The following is an 18,841-nucleotide window of genomic DNA, read 5'->3' on the forward strand; positions in this document are numbered from 1 at the left end:
TGTTTGACACTTGCAGTTGCCAGACCGCAAGGTGTTTTAACAAATCAAAAGGGGTTTTAATAACTGGCTCAAAGCTGAAAGCTTTCCGGAACCCCCAGCCTAGCTGGGGGTTTTCTGTGCACAAAAAAACCGCCAGTAAACCGGCGGTGAATGCTTGCATGGATAGATTTGTGTTTTGCTTTTACGCTAACAGGCATTTTCCTGCACTGATAACGGATCGTTGATACAGTAGCATCAGTTTTCTCAATGAATGTTAAACGGAGCTTAAACTCGGTTAATCACATTTTGTTCGTCAATAAACATGCAGCGATTCCTTCCGGTTTGCTTACCCTCATACATTGCCCTGTCCGCTCTTCCAATGACCACATCCAGAGGCTCTTCAGGAAATGCACGACTCACACCAGCAGTCACGGTAATGTTGATATGCCCTTCAGAATGTGTGATGGCATGGTTATCGACTAACTGGCAAATTCTGACACCTGCACGACATGCTTCTTCATCATTAGTCGCTTTGACAATAATGATAAATTCTTCGCCCCCGTAGCGATAAACCGTTTCGTAATCGCGCGTCCAACTGGCTAAGTAAGTTGCGAGGGTGCGTAATACTACATCGCCGATTAAATGCCCGTAGGTATCATTAACCAATTTAAATCGGTCTATATCCAACAACATTAAATAAAGATTCAGAGGTTCAGCATTGCGTAACTGATGATCGAAGGATTCATCAAGAACCCGACGACCCGGCAATCCCGTCAGAACATCCATACTGCTACGGATCGTCAGCAAATAAATTTTGTAATCGGTTAATGCCGCAGTAAAAGAAAGCAACCCTTCCTGAAAAGCGTCGAAATGCGCGTCCTGCCAGTGATTTTCAACAATAGCCAGCATTAATTCCCGACCACAGTTATGCATATGTTGATGGGCAGAATCCATTAGCCGAACGTAAGGTAATTCATCGTTATCGAGTGGCCCCAGATGATCAATCCACCGACCAAACTGGCACAGTCCATAAGAATGGTTATCCGTTATTTCTGGCTTACTGGCATCTCTCGCGACCACGCTGTGAAACATACTTACCAGCCACTGGTAGTGGGCATCGATAGCCTTATTGAGATTTAACAAGATGGCATCAATTTCCGTTGTCTTCTTGATCATTGCCACTCCTTTTTCACAGTTCCTTGTGCGCGCTATTCTAACGAGAGAAAAGCAAAATTACGTCAATATTTTCATAGAAATCCGGAGTTATGAGCATCTCTGAGATAACATTGTGATTTAAAACAAAATCAGCAGAAAAAAAAGTGTTTAATTCTATAAATTAACTCTGCATTATCGCAATTAAAAGGATGACAAATAGCATAACCCAATACTCTAATGGCCCAGTAGTTCAGGCCATCAGGCTAATTTATTTTTATTTCTGCAACTGAGTGACCCGAACGACGGCCGGCGCGCTTTTCTTATCCAGACTGCCGCTAATGTTGATCATCTGGTCCGGCTGAATTTGAAAATTATTATAACGGAAGAGTATACAAAAAAAGTAATTTTGCTGGCGACTGCGAAACGGCATTCGCATTAGCGGTGAAGTTTGCCCTCGCCCAGTTGCTGCAATTACTGCTATAACGAAGCTGGTCTGGCGATAAATCCAGGCCAGCCATTGGTGGTGTTTATACGTTCAAGCCACGATGTTGCAGCATCGGCATAATCTGAGGTGCCTTACCGCGCCATTGTCGATACAGGCGTTCCAGATCTTCGCTGTTACCTCTGGAAAGAATCGCCTCGCGAAAACGCCGCCCATTTTCACGCGTTAATCCGCCCTGCTCAACAAACCACTGGTAACCATCATCGGCCAACATTTGCGTCCACAGATAAGCGTAATAACCTGCGGCATATCCGCCACCAAAAATATGGGCGAAATAACTGCTGCGATAGCGTGGCGGTATAGCAGGAAGATCCATATTTTCCGCCACCAGCGCCCGCAATTCGAAATCATCGACGTCCTGCATTGCTTCGTTTTCTTCCAGACAATGCCAGCGCATATCGAGAAGTGCGGCGCTAAGCAGTTCGCTCATCTCATACCCTTTATTGAACAGGCTGGCATTACGCATTTTCTGTTGAAGTTCGTCAGGCATTGCGGCTCTGCTCTGATAATGCCGGGCGTAGCGAGCGAATACCTGCGGATGTGTTGCCCAGTGTTCGTTGATTTGCGACGGAAATTCGACAAAATCACGCGGCGTGTTGGTGCCGGAAAGCGTGGCATAACGCTGGCGGGCAAAAAGGCCGTGCAGCGTATGACCAAATTCATGGAATAAGGTTATTACATCATCCCAGAGTAACAACGCAGGCTCACCGGCAGCGGGTTTCTGATAATTGCAGACGTTATAAATTACCGGGTGCGTTTCATTCAGCGTTGATTGCTCAACAAAATTGCCCATCCATGCGCCGCCGCTTTTTGAATCACGGGCGAAGAAATCACCGTAAAATAACGCCAGCCCCACGCCATTATGATCAAAAATTTCCCACACACGAACGTCAGGATGGTAGACAGGAATATCAAAACGTTCGACAAACTTAATACCGAAGAGCTGATTCGCAGTCCAGAATACGCCTTCATTCAACACCGTGTTTAATTCAAAATATGGCTTGAGCTGCGATTCATCGAGATCGAATTTCTCACGTCTTACCTGCTCGGCATAAAATGCCCAGTCCCACGGCTGCGCGCTAAACCCGCCCTGCTGCTTATCGATAACCGCCTGTATGGAGGCTAATTCATCGCTCGCACGTTGACGCGCCGCTGGAACAATTTCCCGCATAAAGTTGAGCGCTGCTTCTGGCGTTTTTGCCATCTGATCGGCGATTTTCCATGCGGCATAATGAGGAAAACCAAGCAGTTTCGCCTGCTGCGCGCGGATCTCCACCAGACGTTGAATGATAGCGCGGGTATCATTGGCATCATTTTTTTCCGCTCGCATCCAGCCCGCAGTAAACAGTTTTTCACGCGTCGCGCGATCGCGCAGTTCAGCAAGCGCTGGTTGTTGGGTGGTATTCAGCAACGGAATCAGCCAGTTGTTATCCAGACCTTTCTCGCGAGCCGCCTCTGCCGCCTGCGCAATCTCTTGTTCACTCATTCCTGCCAGCTGCGCGACATCGTTCACAACCAGACCGCCGGATTTATTTGCTGCCAGTAACCGCTGGTTAAACTGGCTGGTCAGGGTCGCAGCTTCTGTATTCAGTACTTTTAATTTTGCTTTATCAGCTTGCTCAAGTTTGGCTCCGGCAAGGACAAAACGTTGATGAATCACCTCCACCAGGCGGATGGATTCACTATCAAGCCCCAGGGATTCACGGCGTTGCCAGACAGCATCTACCCGCGCGAATAATTCCCCGTTCAGATAGATATCATTCGCAAGTTCCGCCAGTTCAGCGGAAAACTGTTCATCAAGACGCTGTAATTCATCATTGGTATGCGCCGCAGTCATCGCAAAAAAGACGCTGGTAACGCGGGTAAGTAATTCTCCGCTTTGTTCCAGTGCCAGAATAGTATTGTTGAAATCAGGTGTTTGCGGGTTAAGCGCGATGGCAGCTATTTCTGCCCGCTTTTGCTGTATTCCCTCATCGAATGCCGGGCGATAGTGATGGTTGGCAATTTGATCAAAATGGGGAGCCAGATACGGCAGTGTGCTTTGCACAAGGAAAGGATTCATTGTTGTCATTTTCTTCTCCTGAACGCGAGGTGTTCCATAGCGTAGGCTTACTGATAACGGAGTGCAATCTTGCAAACCAGTATTACCCGCTCTTAAGCATCACGTGCTATGTTATTGACACACAAAAGCGTTGAGGAACAGTGAGATGATCGTTTTAGTAACTGGAGCAACGGCAGGTTTTGGTGAATGCATTACTCGTCGTTTTATTCAACAAGGGCATAAAGTTATCGCCACTGGCCGTCGCCAGGAGCGGTTACAGGAGTTAAAAGACGAACTGGGAGATAATCTGTATATCGCCCAACTGGACGTTCGCAACCGCGCCGCTATTGAAGAGATGCTGGCATCGCTCCCTGCCGAGTGGAGCAATATTGATATCCTGGTAAACAATGCCGGCCTGGCGTTGGGCATGGAGCCTGCGCATAAAGCCAGCATTGAAGACTGGGAAACGATGATTGATACCAACAACAAAGGCCTGGTATATATGACGCGCGCCGTCTTACCGGGTATGGTTGAACGTAATCATGGTCATATTATTAACATTGGCTCAACGGCTGGTAGCTGGCCGTATGCCGGTGGTAACGTTTACGGTGCGACGAAAGCGTTTGTTCGTCAATTTAGCCTGAATCTGCGTACGGACCTGCATGGTACGGCGGTGCGCGTCACCGACATCGAACCGGGTCTGGTGGGTGGCACCGAGTTTTCCAATGTCCGCTTTAAAGGCGATGACGGTAAAGCGGAAAAAACCTATCAAAATACCGTTGCATTGACACCAGAAGATGTCAGCGAAGCCGTCTGGTGGGTGTCAACGCTGCCTGCTCACGTCAATATCAATACCCTGGAAATGATGCCGGTTACCCAAAGCTATGCCGGACTGAATGTCCACCGTCAGTAATTTTTATACCCGGCGTAACTGCCGGGTTATTGCTTGTCACAAAAAAGTGGTAGACTCATGCAGTTAACTCACTCACAAGCAAGAACGAATGACCGTCGAAACGCAACTTAATCCCACACAGCCTGTCAATCAGCAGATTTATCGTATTCTTCGCCGCGACATTGTCCATTGCCTGATTGCACCAGGCACACCGTTGTCGGAAAAAGAAGTTTCTGTTCGTTTCAATGTGTCACGCCAGCCGGTTCGTGAAGCCTTTATTAAACTGGCGGAAAACGGTCTGATTCAAATTCGTCCGCAGCGTGGCAGCTACGTCAACAAAATTTCCATGGCCCAGGTGCGCAACGGCAGTTTTATCCGTCAGGCCATTGAGTGCGCGGTGGCGCGTCGGGCGGCGAGCATGATTACCGAAAGCCAGTGCTACCAACTGGAACAAAATCTTCACCAGCAACGCATTGCCATTGAGCGCAAGCAACTGGATGATTTTTTTGAACTTGATGACAACTTCCATCAACTCCTGACGCAGATTGCCGACTGTCAACTGGCGTGGGATACCATTGAGAACCTGAAAGCGACCATTGATCGCGTGCGCTATATGAGTTTCGACCACGTTTCTCCACCAGAAATGCTGTTACGCCAGCATCTTGATATTTTCTCTGCCCTGCAAAAACGTGATGGCGATGCGGTAGAACGTGCAATGACGCAACATTTGCAGGAAATCAGCGAATCCGTGCGCCAGATCCGCCAGGAAAACAGCGACTGGTTTAGCGAAGAGTAATTCATTTCCTCTCATCCCATCCGGGGTGAGAGTCTTTTCCCCCCGACTTATGGCTCATGCATGCATCAAAAAAGATGTGAGCTTGATCAAAAACAAAAAATATTTCACTCGACAGGAGTATTTATATTGCGCCCGTTACGTGGGCTTCGACTGTAAATCAGAAAGGAGAAAACACCTATGACGACCTACGATCGTAACCGTAACGCAATCACCACTGGCAGCCGTGTTATGGTTAGCGGCACCGGTCACACTGGCAAGATCCTGTCGATTGATACTGAAGGTCTGACCGCTGAGCAAATCCGCCGCGGAAAAACCGTAGTTGTTGAAGGTTGTGAAGAGAAACTGGCACCACTGGACCTGATTCGTCTCGGCATGAACTAAGCGTGTGAATGCCGCCGATGGCGGCATTGCTTTTTTTACTTCACGGAATATTTCGCCACGGTCGCTTTCGCGCCATGCGCTAATAAAGACAAGTACGCTTCCGTTACTTTTGTCGTAAACAAACTATTGCCTGGTAAATCATCACCAAAGATCGCCTTAATTGCCAGCAATGACTGGACGCGCGCTGTCCCTTCAGCACTACTTTGTACTGCCTTCTGAATAACAGGTAACAGTGGATCACTGATTTCTATCGGATTTCCCTGTTCATCAACACCACCGACATAACGCATCCAACCCGCGACGCCCAGCGCCAGCAGATCGAACTTGCTGTCATGCGCCAGATGCCAGCGAACAGAATCCAACATCCGCTGTGGCAATTTCTGGCTGCCATCCATCGCAATCTGCCAGGTTCGATGACGTAACGCCGGGTTGCTATAGCGTTCAATTAATCGGTTAGCGTAATCTTGCAAATCAACGCCCTGCACTTTCAGCGTCGGCGCTTGTTCCTGCAACATTAAGGCATACGCTGCATGACGATAATGTTCATCTTCCATGCAGTCATTAATGTGCTGATATCCGGCAAGATACCCCAGATACGCCAGGAATGAATGACTGCCATTGAGCATGCGCAACTTCATCTCTTCATAAGGCAGCACATCACTAACCAGTTCGGCTCCCGCTTTTTCCCATTCCGGACGTCCGGCAACAAAGTTATCTTCAATTACCCACTTGCGGAAAGGTTCACAGGCAACGCCTGCCGGATCGCGCACACCGGTAAGTTGTTCGATTTTCGCCAGCGTATCCTCTGTCACTGCGGGCACAATACGGTCCACCATTGTTGATGGGAAAGTCACGTTATCTTCGATCCATTGTGCCAGTTTTACATCAATGGCTTGCGCATAGGAAGTGACAACGTCACGCATAACATGACCGTTTTCTGGCATGTTGTCACATGACATGACGGTAAATGCGGGAAGTCCTGCCGCTTTACGGCGAGCCAGCGCCTCAACAATCATCCCTGTTGCAGTTTTCGGTTGGTGGGGATTTTGCACGTCGGCAACGACCATCGGGTGATCAAGCATTAACTGTCCGGTCGCCGGAGAGTGGAAATACCCTTTTTCGGTGATTGTCAGAGAGACAATCGCGATTTGCGGTTCACACATCGCAGCCAACACGGTTTCTAAGCCATCTATTTGTACGTGTAAGGCTTTTTTAACGACGCCAACGACGCGAGCCGTCCACGCATCAGCCGACATTTCCGCAACGGTATAAAGATTATCTTGCTGTTGTAAATCGGCAATTTGCTGTTCGCCGCCGATTAAGTTGACCTCATAATATCCCCAGTCACTGAAATGTTCCGTAGCAAGAATATCGGCATACACGCCCTGATGCGCACGGTGAAATGCACCAAAGCCTAAATGAACAATTCTTGGGGCCAGGTTATTACGATCATAAACAGGGAGCGTCGCTTTTGCTGATAACAAATGATTTCCCATAACAATTCCTTAAAATTAAATATAGCAAGCTACATGTTTTGTTATATGAATAAAAATCCCCTCTCCGGTAAGAGAAGGGATTGAGGATTTACAGACTTCTGGACGGTTGCGCAGCTCTTACAACATGTGGTTGATCTTCTGCGGCGTCTTCCAGCGCACTTAAATCACGGTCTTTCACTTCTGGCATTTTCAGCGCAGAGATTAAACCAATCACAGAATATGCCATGATCATAATGGCGATCGGATACCAGGATTCCGTCATGGTGCAGAAAATCCCCGCCAGGATAGGACCAAAACCGGAAGCGATAAGACCACCAATTTCTTTAGAAATAGCCATTCGGGTAAAGCGGTTTTTACAGCCGAACATTTCTGCCATGGTAATGTTTTCCAGAGCAAATAATCCAAGCACCGCACAGTTATGAATCACAATCAGTGCAACCATAATGGTGCTCGGGGCATAGCTTTTATCTACGATGATAGAAAGCATTGGCCATGCCAGCACAATCGCAGAGGTATTCATAATAATATACGGGATCCGGCGACCAATTTTATCGGATAACCAACCAAGGAACGGAATGGTCATAAAGCCGAGAATCGAACTGATCATCAATGCATCTGTTGGAATTGCTTTGTTAAACAATAACGTCTGCACTAAATAGCCTGCAAGGAAAGTCTGAATTAAACCTGAGTTACCAGCCTGACCAAAACGCAGCCCTGTTGCCAGCCAGAAGGATTTGCTCTGGAACATGCTACCAGCAGGTGCAGGTTTTGCTGTCGGTTGGTTGCTGTCGTTAACCTTCTCAAAGACCGGGCTTTCTTTCAGATTCATACGCAACCAGATAGCAAAGACCATCACGACAACGCTCGCCAGGAAAGGTATACGCCATCCCCACGCCAGCAGTTCCTCTTTACTGAGAATGAAGAACATAAAGGCCCAGATTGCTGTTGCGCTCAAGGTTCCGCAGTTAGTTCCCATAGCCACAAATGAGGAGATAATTCCGCGCTTACCTTTTGGCGCATATTCCGCCAGCATCGTACCGGCACCGGAAATTTCCGCACCTGCACCCAACCCCTGAATAATACGAAGCGTCACCAGCAAGATGGGTGCAAAAACACCAATCTGTGCATAGGTCGGTAACACACCAATTAAGGTGGTACAGATCCCCATCATGGTGATGGTAATAAAGAGCACTTTTTTACGCCCTATTCTGTCGCCCATTTTGCCGAAAATAAATGCTCCGACAATACGTGCCACATAACCTGCACCATAGGTTCCCATTGCCAGAATTAACGCCATTGCCGTTGATGATTCAGGAAAAAATATTTCATGAAACACTAACGCTGCGCCGAGCGAATATAACTGGAAGTCCATAAATTCAAGCGCAGTGCCCAACCATCCCGATACTGCTGCTTTCACCAAATCCTTAGTACTTCTTTCGTGTTTTTCTATTGTCATAATGGTTATCTCTAAAAAAGAGGTAAGATGCGTACTACTTACTCGCCGTTATTGGTATTATTCAGAAAAAGTGAGTAAGACTTTGCAGCAATGTTTTTGATCCTGTTCAAATAAACTAATGGCATCCGCAACATGCTGGAAATCAAATGTATGGGTAATTAGTTTTTCTGGTTTAATTAACCCTTTACTTAACCAGTCGATAACGACCGGGAATTTATTTGCATTTAAGCGTGAAGAGAAAATAGAGAGTTCTTTTCCGGTAATTCCTTGCTGAATCACTTCAGACGGTTCACTGGAGAAGCCCATCAATACAATACGTGCCGCTGGAGAAGCCAGCGTTACGGCCTCTTTCAAGATTGAAGGATGACAAGCGGCATCGATAATTAAAGTCGGCTTGATACCTTTTTCAGCGAAACTCTCGCCAAGCGGTGTCTGGCTGTTATTAATCGCCCAGTCTGCCCCGCTCTCTTTCGCTTTTTCCAGTCGTTCATCAATGCGATCGGCAACAATCACATTTTTAACGTTATAGACGCCTTTTAATACCTGAACGATCGTCAGGCCGATTGGGCCGGCACCGTAAACCAGAACGGTATCATTTTCAGTCGGTTGACCATGACCGGTAACGTTAGCCGCAATGGTAAAAGGTTCGATCATCACCGCATATTGATCGGCCACTGCTTCAGGAATTTTCCACGCATTTTTTGCCGGAACCACGGCATATTCACTGAAACCACCGTCAGCGTGCACACCTAATACAGCAAGTGTCGTACAAACGTTCGGCTTACCTATAGAGCACGGATAGCAATGCCCACAGCTGACCACCGGATCGACAGCAACGCGTTCACCGACTCTGGCGCTTTCCACGCCGTCACCCACTGCATCAATGACGCCAAAGAATTCATGACCAATGACGCGCGGATATTTCGCAAAAGGATTATGCCCACGGTAAATATGGCTATCTGAACCACAAATTCCGGCAAGTTTAACTTTTACTCGTACTTCACCCGCTGACGGGGTGGGTATTTCACGTTCGATAATCGACAGTTGATTCGGTTTTTCAATTAAAATGCTTTTCATTACCTTACTCCTTACCAGTTCCACAGCGTGCCATCTTCCAGACGTGCGACTGGCAGATAAGCAGGTTCATAGGGATATTTCGCCGCCAGCTTTTCATCGAATTCGATGCCAAGACCCGGTTTTTCTCCCGGATGCATATAGCCGTTATCGAAAGTCCAGTTGTGCGGGAAGACTTCGAGCATTTGTTCGGAATAACCCATGTATTCCTGGACACCGAAATTGGGGACCCACAGATCAAAGTGCAGCGCCGCAGCCATGCAGACTGGTGACAAATCGGAAGGACCGTGTGAGCCAGTACGTACCTGATACAGCGAAGCAAAATCGGCAATCCGACGCATACCGGTAATTCCGCCTGCATGGGTCAGCGTGGTGCGGATATAATCGATGAGTTGCTCTTCAATCAGTTGTTTGCAGTCCCAAATGCTGTTGAAGACTTCACCCACCGCGATGGGTGTGACGGTATGTTGGCGAATGAGACGGAAGCATTCCTGGTTTTCCGCAGGCGTCGGGTCTTCCATCCAGAACATGCGATAATCTTCAATGCTCTTACCAAAGCGCGCCGCTTCAATAGGCGTTAAGCGATGGTGCATGTCATGCAGCAGATGTTCATCAAAACCAAACTTGTTACGTACCGCGTCAAACAATTTCGGCATGAAATCGAGGTATTTCTCCGTCGACCACAGCTGCTCTTCCGGCCACTGTCCTTTGGTTGCGGGTTCATAAGCCAGACCTTTACCTTTCGACATGCCGTAGGTGGTTTTCATACCAGGGATTCCGCACTGCACGCGGATGGCTTTGAATCCCAGCTCCTGATGACGGGCATAATCATCCAGAGCTTCATCAATACTGTGACCGGTGGTATGGCAATAAACCATCACCCCTTCACGAGACGCGCCGCCGAGTAACTGGTAAAGCGGCATGTTGGCAGCTTTGGCTTTAATATCCCACAGCGCCATATCAACCGCTGAAATGGCCGACATCGTAACCGGACCGCGACGCCAGTAAGCACCTTTATAGAAAAACTGCCAGATATCTTCGATACGGTGTGCATCGCGACCAATAAGCTGCGGACAAAGGTGATCCTGCAAATAAGAGGCCACGGAAAGCTCACGTCCATTTAGGGTGGCATCCCCAAGGCCCGTAATACCGTCCTCAGTGGTGATTTTTAATGTGACGAAATTACGCCCCGGACAGGTAACAAAAACTTCAGCCTTTACGATCTTCATGTTCGATTCCTTGCATCGCTTGTCGTGATGCATGAAATCTACGCAACTGAGCTACTACCATACAAGTATGAAGATCAAAAAAAGCCGGAGTGATCACAAAAAAAGGCGTATATTTGCGCCGTGAATGGTTGACAAAAGATGAAACAGAATACCTTTTGTCAGCTGACACTTCCTCGTATCTTATTGATAAAATGGATTTATGTTCCTACGTGCGCCCCCAGCCCGCAACAATGATCAACATGCCGCAAAGCGCAATCAACGCCCCCGTCCAGTCATAAAGAGTCAGTTTCACGCCATCCACAACGCGCAGCCACATCAAAGCCGTGCAGACATAAACGCCACCATAAGCCGCGTAAACACGCCCACTCGCCGCAGGATGCAACGTTAACAACCAGACAAACAGCGCCAGTGAAATCCCCGCCGGAAGCAACAGCCAGATACTGGCGTTTCGCTTCAACCACAGCCAGGGCAAAAAGCATCCAATAATTTCACACAGCGCAGTAGCAAAAAATAGTAACGTTGTTTTAATCATCTTTGTCACTTATTGACATCACGTATAGTTATAGGGCGACATAATATCATCAATATAAACACCCTCCTTGAACGTTTTGCGTTCGCAGTGGATGGTGTAGAATCAGCTTTAATCATTCATACAGGGAATGAATTATGAAAATCACTCTCAGCAAACGAATCGGCCTGCTCGCTTTTCTGCTGCCTTGCGCACTGGCATTGAGCACAACTGTTCATGCCGAAACTAACAAACTGGTGATTGAGTCTGGCGACAGTGCACAAAGCCGCCAGCGCGCCGCTATGGAAAAAGAGCAATGGAATGACACGCGTAATCTGCGCCAGAAAGTGAATAAACGCACTGAAAAAGAGTGGGATAAAGCCGACGCTGCTTTTGATAACCGCGATAAATGTGAGCAAAGCGCCAACATCAATGCCTACTGGGAGCCAAATACTTTGCGCTGCCTGGACCGTCGAACTGGCCGCGTTATTATCCCCTAACCTGTTATTGATTTAAGGAATGTAAGGACACGTTATGCCAAGCGCCCACAGTGTTAAGCTACGCCCGCTGGAGCGTGAAGATTTACGCTATGTACATCAACTCGACAATAACGCCAGTGTGATGCGTTACTGGTTTGAGGAACCCTACGAAGCCTTTGTTGAACTCTCTGATCTGTATGATAAGCATATTCACGATCAGAGCGAACGGCGCTTTGTGGTGGAATGTGACGGCGAAAAAGCCGGTCTGGTGGAGCTGGTGGAAATTAACCATGTTCATCGCCGCGCAGAATTTCAGATAATTATCTCCCCGGAGTATCAGGGGAAAGGTCTGGCAACCCGTGCCGCCAAATTAGCAATGGACTATGGCTTCACCGTTCTCAATCTCTATAAGCTGTATCTGATCGTTGATAAAGAGAATGAAAAAGCGATTCACATTTACCGCAAGCTTGGCTTTACGGTTGAAGGTGAATTGATGCATGAGTTCTTTATTAATGGTCAATATCGTAATGCCATTCGCATGTGTATATTCCAGCATCAGTATCTGGCTGAGCACAAAACACCGGGTCAGACTCTCCTGAAGCCGACCGCACAATAGTATTAATAATAATCGATCGTATTTTTGATGGTGTAAACCCGTTCGACGGCGGGTTTTACTCCTTCATCAACAATGATTAGCTGACAGTCCACCGGATTGGCGTGATTGTCATATTCACAGCTCTGTTTTACATTTCCAACCCGTTGATTATTCAGTAAAGTAACCGCTGTGTAATCTAATTTTTTGATCGGGTCCGTTGATGGCGTGGCGCTGACAGATAATGTTTTATCGTTACTTTTCGTGGTTTTACCCAGCGGATACCCCTGATCATCATAGCGATATTCCATCTGCATCTGTTTGCTGCTGGCTTTAATCACGAAACCATTATCATCGGTTTCCCAACTCACCCCGGCAGAAGGTAATTCTGCTAGCTGGCATTTTCCCTGCAAACGAACTCTTTTCTCCAGCGTCTCGGCATCACGGTAATAATTGGCGTCCAGTACCAGGGCAACCACGGTATTATTTTCCAGATCCAGTAATTCGAGAGAATCAAAACAGCCTTCTTCCGACAAAGTCCCCGAAACACGTTTCGTCACTTCACCTTGCTCATCCATTAATGTCTGAGTGAAATCTTTTACGGGACCACGCAGCGGATCAAAATCGAATTCATTAGAGAAACTGGCCATCTCCGGGGTAAATGAAAGTGTTACCTCTGTGCGGTCACATCCTGTGAGTAATATCGCGAGTAAGCATGGCAGTAATTTGTATTTCACAACAGTCACCTGAGAGTAGAGATGATTCTCAATCATAGTAGCAAATACAGTACTTTACACGTTAAATGCTATGCTTAAAGAAGTTATCTTCGCGTAAGGAGCTTATGATGAAACTCTCAACCTGCTGTGCCGCGCTTCTGCTCGCCCTCGCCTCACCCGCGGTACTCGCCGCGCCGGGATCCTGTGAGCGCATACAGAGCGATATATCACAGCGCATTATCAATAATGGCGTACCCGAAAGCAGCTTCACGTTAAGTATTGTACCCAATGACCAGGTTGATCAGCCTGATTCCCAGGTCGTCGGGCATTGCGCTAATGATACGCATAAAATTCTCTACACCCGTACCACCAGCGGTAACGTCTCTGCTCCCGCGCAGTCTACCCAGGATAACGCGCCTGCTGAACCGCAGTAACACATTATCGACTGAACGCCGGATACGACACATCCGGCGATTTGAACATACAACATAATCCCACCTTATTACTCATACCCTTCTATTGATATGGATTAATAATTATTAACCCCAAATGGGTAGACTCTCTCTATTGTTAGCGCGCTAAATATTCAATATATAAACATTTATATAACGATAAAGAACAGGGAGTGAGTTATGTCCAAAAATGAACAAATGGTGGGCATCAGCCGCAGAACACTCGTTAAATCTACCGCGATAGGTTCTCTGGCGCTGGCTGCAGGCGGTTTTTCTTTGCCGTTTACCCTGCGCAGTGCAGAAGCAGCGGTACAACAGGCCAACGAAAAAGTGGTCTGGGGTGCCTGTTCCGTCAACTGTGGTAGCCGCTGTGCACTTCGTCTGCATGTTAAAGATAATGAAGTGACCTGGGTGGAAACTGACAACACCGGCAGCGACGAGTATGGCAACCATCAGGTACGCGCCTGTTTGCGCGGTCGCTCCATCCGTCGGCGTATTAATCATCCCGATCGCCTGAATTACCCAATGAAACGCGTGGGCAAACGCGGCGAAGGCAAATTCGAACGGATTAGCTGGGATGAAGCCCTGGATACTATCGCCAGTAGCCTGAAAAAAACCGTCAAACAATATGGCAATGAGGCTGTATATATTCAGTACTCTTCGGGGATTGTTGGCGGCAATATGACCCGCTCTTCTCCATCAGCCTCGGCGGTCAAACGCCTGATGAACTGCTACGGCGGTTCACTAAATCAGTATGGCTCCTACAGCACTGCGCAAATTTCCTGTGCCATGCCCTACACCTACGGCAGTAATGATGGCAACAGCACCACGGATATTGAAAACAGCAAGCTGGTCGTGATGTTTGGTAACAACCCGGCTGAAACCCGCATGAGCGGCGGTGGCATCACTTATCTTCTTGAAAAAGCACGCGAGAAATCGAACGCAAAAATGATTGTTATCGATCCGCGATATACCGATACGGCTGCTGGTCGTGAAGATGAATGGCTTCCTATTCGCCCGGGCACCGATGCCGCGCTGGTTGCGGGTATTGCCTGGGTATTGATTAACGAAAATCTCGTTGATCAACCTTTTCTCGATAAATACTGCGTCGGCTATGACGAAAAAACCTTACCCGCAGATGCACCAAAAAATGGTCACTATAAAGCCTATATTCTTGGTGAAGGTGATGATAAAACAGCGAAAACGCCGCAGTGGGCTTCGCAAATTACCGGTATCCCGGTGGACCGTATCATCAAGCTGGCGCGTGAAATTGGCACAGCAAAACCCGCTTATATCTGCCAGGGCTGGGGGCCGCAACGCCAGGCAAACGGTGAGCTGACGGCACGCGCTATTGCTATGTTGCCTATTTTGACGGGCAATGTCGGCATCAGCGGCGGAAATAGTGGCGCGCGTGAATCGACCTATACCATTACCATAGAACGCCTGCCGGTGCTGGATAATCCGGTCAAAACGTCAATCTCCTGCTTCAGCTGGACGGATGCTATCGATCATGGCCCGCAAATGACGGCAATCCGCGACGGCGTCCGGGGCAAAGATAAACTGGATGTGCCCATTAAGTTCATCTGGAACTACGCGGGAAATACCCTGGTTAATCAGCATTCTGACATCAACAAAACGCATGAAATTCTGCAGGACGAATCGAAATGCGAAATGATTGTGGTCATCGAAAACTTTATGACCTCATCGGCAAAATATGCCGACATTCTGCTGCCAGACCTGATGACCGTTGAGCAGGAAGATATTATTCCTAACGATTACGCCGGTAACATGGGATATCTCATTTTCCTTCAGCCAGTCACCAGCGAAAAATTCGAACGCAAACCGATTTACTGGATCCTGAGTGAAGTCGCGAAACGTCTTGGACCTGACGTCTATCAAAAGTTCACTGAAGGTCGCACTCAGGAACAATGGTTACAACATCTGTACGCCAAAATGCTTGCCAAAGATCCGGCGTTACCGTCTTACGACGAACTGAAAAAAATGGGTATCTATAAGCGTAAAGATCCCAATGGTCATTTTGTCGCCTACAAAGCATTTCGTGACGACCCCGAGGCAAATCCACTTAAAACGCCTTCCGGTAAGATTGAAATTTATTCCAGCAAGCTGGCGGAAATTGCCCGTACCTGGGAACTGGAAAAAGATGAAGTGATAAGCCCACTGCCGGTTTATGCCTCAACCTTTGAAGGCTGGGACTCCCCTGAACGTAGTACCTTTCCACTGCAACTGTTTGGTTTCCATTACAAATCCCGTACTCACTCGACCTACGGCAACATTGATGTCCTGAAGGCTGCCTGCCGTCAGGAGGTGTGGATCAACCCTATAGACGCACATAAACGTGGGATTGCCAACGGCGATATGGTGCGGGTGTATAACCATCGTGGCGAAGTTCGGCTACCAGCCAAAGTGACACCACGCATTCTCCCTGGAGTTAGTGCTATGGGCCAGGGAGCCTGGCACGAGGCCAATATGTCTGGCGATAAAATCGACCATGGCGGCTGTGTGAATACGCTAACCACTCTGCGCCCTTCACCACTGGCGAAGGGAAACCCGCAGCACACTAATCTGGTCGAGATCGAAAAAATATAACCCTCTACAACCATAAATTCTGGCATGACATTTTGTTTGAAAAGCAATAAGTGAGTAATGATGAAAATCCATACCACAGAGGCGCTCATGAAGGCTGAAATCAGCCGTAGAAGTCTGATGAAAACCTCCGCACTTGGCAGTCTTGCGCTGGCAAGCAGTGCTTTCACTCTGCCATTTTCCCAAATGGTCCGAGCGGCAGAGACACCGGTAGAAGAGAAAGCGGTCTGGAGTTCCTGCACCGTTAACTGCGGGAGCCGCTGTCTGTTACGTTTGCATGTGAAAGATGACACCGTGTACTGGGTGGAGTCTGATACGACAGGAGACGACGTTTACGGTAATCATCAGGTTCGGGCATGTTTACGCGGGCGCTCTATCCGCCGACGGATGAATCATCCTGACAGGTTGAAATATCCCATGAAGCGCGTCGGCAAGCGCGGTGAAGGTAAATTTGAACGGATAAGTTGGGATGAAGCCCTGGATACCATCAGTGATAATCTTCGGCGGATCCTGAAAGATTACGGCAATGAGGCTGTACATGTCCTGTACGGAACAGGCGTAGATGGCGGAAACATCACCAACTCGAACGTCCCGTACCGTCTGATGAACTCTTGCGGTGGTTTTCTCAGTCGCTATGGCAGCTACAGTACCGCACAGATCAGTGCCGCGATGAGTTATATGTTCGGTGCCAATGATGGCAACAGCCCGGATGATATCGCCAATACGAAACTGGTCGTTATGTTCGGAAATAACCCGGCAGAAACCCGGATGAGCGGCGGTGGTGTCACTTACTACGTCGAGCAAGCCCGCGAACGTTCAAATGCACGCATGATCGTCATCGATCCACGTTATAACGACACTGCTGCCGGGCGTGAAGATGAATGGCTGCCCATTCGCCCTGGCACCGATGGCGCACTGGCCTGTGCGATTGCCTGGGTACTGATTACTGAAAACATGGTCGATCAGCCATTTCTCGACAAATATTGTGTTGGTTACGATGAAAAAACGCTGCCCGCCAACGCACCACGTAACGCGCATTATAAAGCCTATATTCTGGGCGAAGGGCCTGACGGCATAGCTAAAACGCCGGAATGGGCAGCAAAAATCACCAGCATCCCGGCAGAAAAAATTATCCAGTTGGCACGAGAGATCGGTTCAGCAAAACCGGCTTATATTTGTCAGGGTTGGGGGCCACAACGACATTCCAACGGCGAGCAAACATCCCGCGCTATTGCCATGCTTTCCGTTCTCACCGGTAACGTCGGCATAAACGGCGGCAACTCAGGTGTACGCGAAGGTAGCTGGGATCTGGGAGTAGAATGGTTCCCGATGCTCGAGAATCCTGTTAAAACGCAGATTTCCGTCTTTACATGGACAGATGCCATCGACCACGGTACGGAAATGACCGCGACCCGTGATGGTGTTCGTGGAAAAGAAAAACTGGATGTCCCCATCAAGTTTTTATGGTGCTACGCCAGTAACACATTGATCAATCAACATGGCGACATCAATCACACCCATGAGGTGCTTCAGGATGACAGCAAGTGCGAGATGATTGTTGGCATTGACCACTTCATGACTGCCTCGGCTAAGTATTGCGATATCCTGTTGCCCGACCTGATGCCAACAGAGCAAGAAGACCTTATCTCTCATGAATCTGCAGGGAATATGGGCTATGTGATCTTCGCCCAACCCGCAACCTCAGCAAAATTTGAACGCAAACCCATCTACTGGATTCTGAGTGAAGTCGCCAAACGCTTAGGACCAGACGTTTATCAAACCTTTACTGAAGGTCGCAGTCAGCATGAATGGATCAAATATCTCCATGCGAAAACGAAGGAACGTAACCCTGAGATGCCCGACTACGAGGAGATGAAAACGACCGGGATCTTTAAGAAAAAATGCCCGGAAGAACACTACGTCGCTTTCCGCGCATTCCGTGAAGATCCACAGACAAACCCGTTGAAAACACCTTCGGGGAAAATCGAAATTTATTCTGAACGACTGGCGACGATTGCGGATACCTGGGAATTGAAAAAAGATGAAATTATTCATCCCCTTCCAGCTTATACGCCAGGTTTTGATGGCTGGGACGATCCCCTGCGGAAAACCTATCCACTGCAGTTAACGGGCTTCCACTACAAAGCGCGTACCCACTCCAGCTACGGCAATATTGATGTGTTACAGCAGGCCTGCCCACAAGAGGTGTGGATCAACCCTATTGATGCTCAGGCACGCGGTATCCGTCATGGCGATACCGTGCGGGTATTTAACACTAATGGAGAAATGCTGATTGCCGCAAAAGTGACTCCGCGTATTCTGCCTGGCGTTACCGCCATCGGGCAAGGTGCGTGGCTTAAAGCGGATATGTTTGGTGACCGGGTCGATCACGGCGGCAGTATCAATATTCTGACCTCTCACCGCCCTTCACCGCTGGCAAAGGGAAACCCGTCGCACAGCAATCTTGTCCAGATCGAAAAGGTTTAAGG

16 protein-coding genes and 2 pseudogenes are annotated in these 18,841 nt (G+C 48.2%); 9 read left to right on the forward strand and 9 right to left on the reverse strand.

All coding sequences use genetic code 11. The annotated features are described in order from the left end of the window. Window positions 1–264: 264 nt before the first annotated feature. Window positions 265–1,155 (reverse strand): diguanylate cyclase DgcZ, encoded by an 891-nt coding sequence (gene dgcZ, locus C4F37_RS08810; RefSeq protein WP_000592831.1) that lies wholly within the window; start codon window positions 1,153–1,155, stop codon window positions 265–267. A 253-nt stretch (window positions 1,156–1,408) separates the two neighbouring features. Then, a pseudogene (locus tag C4F37_RS27770) lies at window positions 1,409–1,498 on the reverse strand (YdeI family stress tolerance OB fold protein); the annotation flags it as partial. A 38-nt stretch (window positions 1,499–1,536) separates the two neighbouring features. On the opposite strand from C4F37_RS27770, the pseudogene C4F37_RS27775 reads away from it, so the two are divergent. After that, a pseudogene (locus C4F37_RS27775) lies at window positions 1,537–1,617 on the forward strand (2-oxo-tetronate isomerase); the annotation flags it as partial. Between the two features lie 44 nt (window positions 1,618–1,661). On the opposite strand, the gene dcp reads toward C4F37_RS27775, so the two are convergent. After that, window positions 1,662–3,707, reverse strand: coding sequence for a peptidyl-dipeptidase Dcp (gene dcp / locus C4F37_RS08825; protein ID WP_001538770.1), 2,046 nt, complete (start codon window positions 3,705–3,707; stop codon window positions 1,662–1,664). A 136-nt stretch (window positions 3,708–3,843) separates the two neighbouring features. On the opposite strand from dcp, the gene ydfG reads away from it, so the two are divergent. The 3 genes from ydfG to ydfZ all read left to right on the forward strand — a co-directional run bounded on the left by ydfG (window position 3,844) and on the right by ydfZ (window position 5,746). Next, complete coding sequence (gene ydfG, locus C4F37_RS08835) at window positions 3,844–4,590, forward strand: bifunctional NADP-dependent 3-hydroxy acid dehydrogenase/3-hydroxypropionate dehydrogenase YdfG (protein WP_001296081.1); 747 nt, start codon at window positions 3,844–3,846, stop codon at window positions 4,588–4,590. Between the two features lie 88 nt (window positions 4,591–4,678). After that, window positions 4,679–5,365, forward strand: a complete 687-nt coding sequence (gene rspR / locus C4F37_RS08840) for a DNA-binding transcriptional regulator rspR (protein WP_001538771.1) — start codon at window positions 4,679–4,681, stop codon at window positions 5,363–5,365. Between the two features lie 177 nt (window positions 5,366–5,542). Further along, entirely contained in the window at window positions 5,543–5,746 is a 204-nt protein-coding gene (ydfZ, locus tag C4F37_RS08845; protein WP_000214712.1) for a putative selenium delivery protein YdfZ, read from the forward strand. Window positions 5,747–5,781: 35 nt separating this feature from the next. On the opposite strand, the gene C4F37_RS08850 is transcribed toward ydfZ, so the two are convergent. The 5 genes from C4F37_RS08850 to C4F37_RS08875 all read right to left on the reverse strand — a co-directional run bounded on the left by C4F37_RS08850 (window position 5,782) and on the right by C4F37_RS08875 (window position 11,533). After that, a complete protein-coding gene (locus C4F37_RS08850) occupies window positions 5,782–7,242 on the reverse strand; it encodes a mannitol dehydrogenase family protein (protein ID WP_001538772.1) in 1,461 nt (486 codons plus the stop codon). Between the two features lie 88 nt (window positions 7,243–7,330). Continuing rightward, a complete protein-coding gene (gene ydfJ, locus C4F37_RS08855; protein WP_000151242.1) occupies window positions 7,331–8,698 on the reverse strand; it encodes an MHS family MFS transporter YdfJ in 1,368 nt (455 codons plus the stop codon). 57 nt (window positions 8,699–8,755) lie between these two features. Further along, entirely contained in the window at window positions 8,756–9,775 is a 1,020-nt protein-coding gene (locus C4F37_RS08860; protein WP_000836075.1) for a Zn-dependent oxidoreductase, read from the reverse strand. An 11-nt stretch (window positions 9,776–9,786) separates the two neighbouring features. Beyond that, window positions 9,787–11,001 (reverse strand): starvation-sensing protein RspA, encoded by a 1,215-nt coding sequence (gene rspA / locus C4F37_RS08865; protein WP_001298659.1) that lies wholly within the window; start codon window positions 10,999–11,001, stop codon window positions 9,787–9,789. A gap of 205 nt (window positions 11,002–11,206) precedes the next feature. After that, window positions 11,207–11,533 carry a YnfA family protein gene (locus C4F37_RS08875; protein ID WP_000598292.1) on the reverse strand — a complete coding sequence of 109 codons (327 nt, stop codon included), beginning with the start codon at window positions 11,531–11,533 and terminating at the stop codon, window positions 11,207–11,209. A gap of 134 nt (window positions 11,534–11,667) precedes the next feature. Here C4F37_RS08875 and C4F37_RS08880 point away from each other — a divergent pair, with 134 nt between their 5' ends. After that, on the forward strand, window positions 11,668–12,009 hold the full coding sequence (locus tag C4F37_RS08880; protein WP_000705201.1) for a DUF1283 family protein: 342 nt from the start codon (window positions 11,668–11,670) through the stop codon (window positions 12,007–12,009). A 34-nt stretch (window positions 12,010–12,043) separates the two neighbouring features. Continuing rightward, window positions 12,044–12,604: a spermidine N1-acetyltransferase gene (speG, locus tag C4F37_RS08885; protein ID WP_001138584.1), complete on the forward strand. Its 561-nt coding sequence runs from the start codon at window positions 12,044–12,046 to the stop codon at window positions 12,602–12,604. A 2-nt stretch (window positions 12,605–12,606) separates the two neighbouring features. Here the strand turns inward: speG and C4F37_RS08890 are convergent, their stop codons facing one another. Then, entirely contained in the window at window positions 12,607–13,317 is a 711-nt protein-coding gene (locus C4F37_RS08890) for a YnfC family lipoprotein (protein WP_001350228.1), read from the reverse strand. 107 nt (window positions 13,318–13,424) lie between these two features. On the opposite strand from C4F37_RS08890, the gene C4F37_RS08895 reads away from it, so the two are divergent. From C4F37_RS08895 to ynfF, 3 genes are all read left to right on the forward strand, one after another. Further along, complete coding sequence (locus C4F37_RS08895; protein ID WP_000778146.1) at window positions 13,425–13,730, forward strand: DUF1161 domain-containing protein; 306 nt, start codon at window positions 13,425–13,427, stop codon at window positions 13,728–13,730. A gap of 198 nt (window positions 13,731–13,928) precedes the next feature. Continuing rightward, a complete protein-coding gene (gene ynfE, locus C4F37_RS08900) occupies window positions 13,929–16,355 on the forward strand; it encodes a selenate/tellurate reductase subunit YnfE (protein ID WP_001538775.1) in 2,427 nt (808 codons plus the stop codon). A 60-nt stretch (window positions 16,356–16,415) separates the two neighbouring features. After that, a complete protein-coding gene (gene ynfF / locus C4F37_RS08905) occupies window positions 16,416–18,839 on the forward strand; it encodes a selenate/tellurate reductase subunit YnfF (protein ID WP_074159585.1) in 2,424 nt (807 codons plus the stop codon). The last annotated feature ends 2 nt before the right edge of the window (window positions 18,840–18,841 follow it).

The sequence above is a fragment of the Escherichia sp. R1 genome (genome assembly GCF_003000935.1).
Lineage (GTDB): Bacteria > Pseudomonadota > Gammaproteobacteria > Enterobacterales > Enterobacteriaceae > Escherichia > Escherichia coli.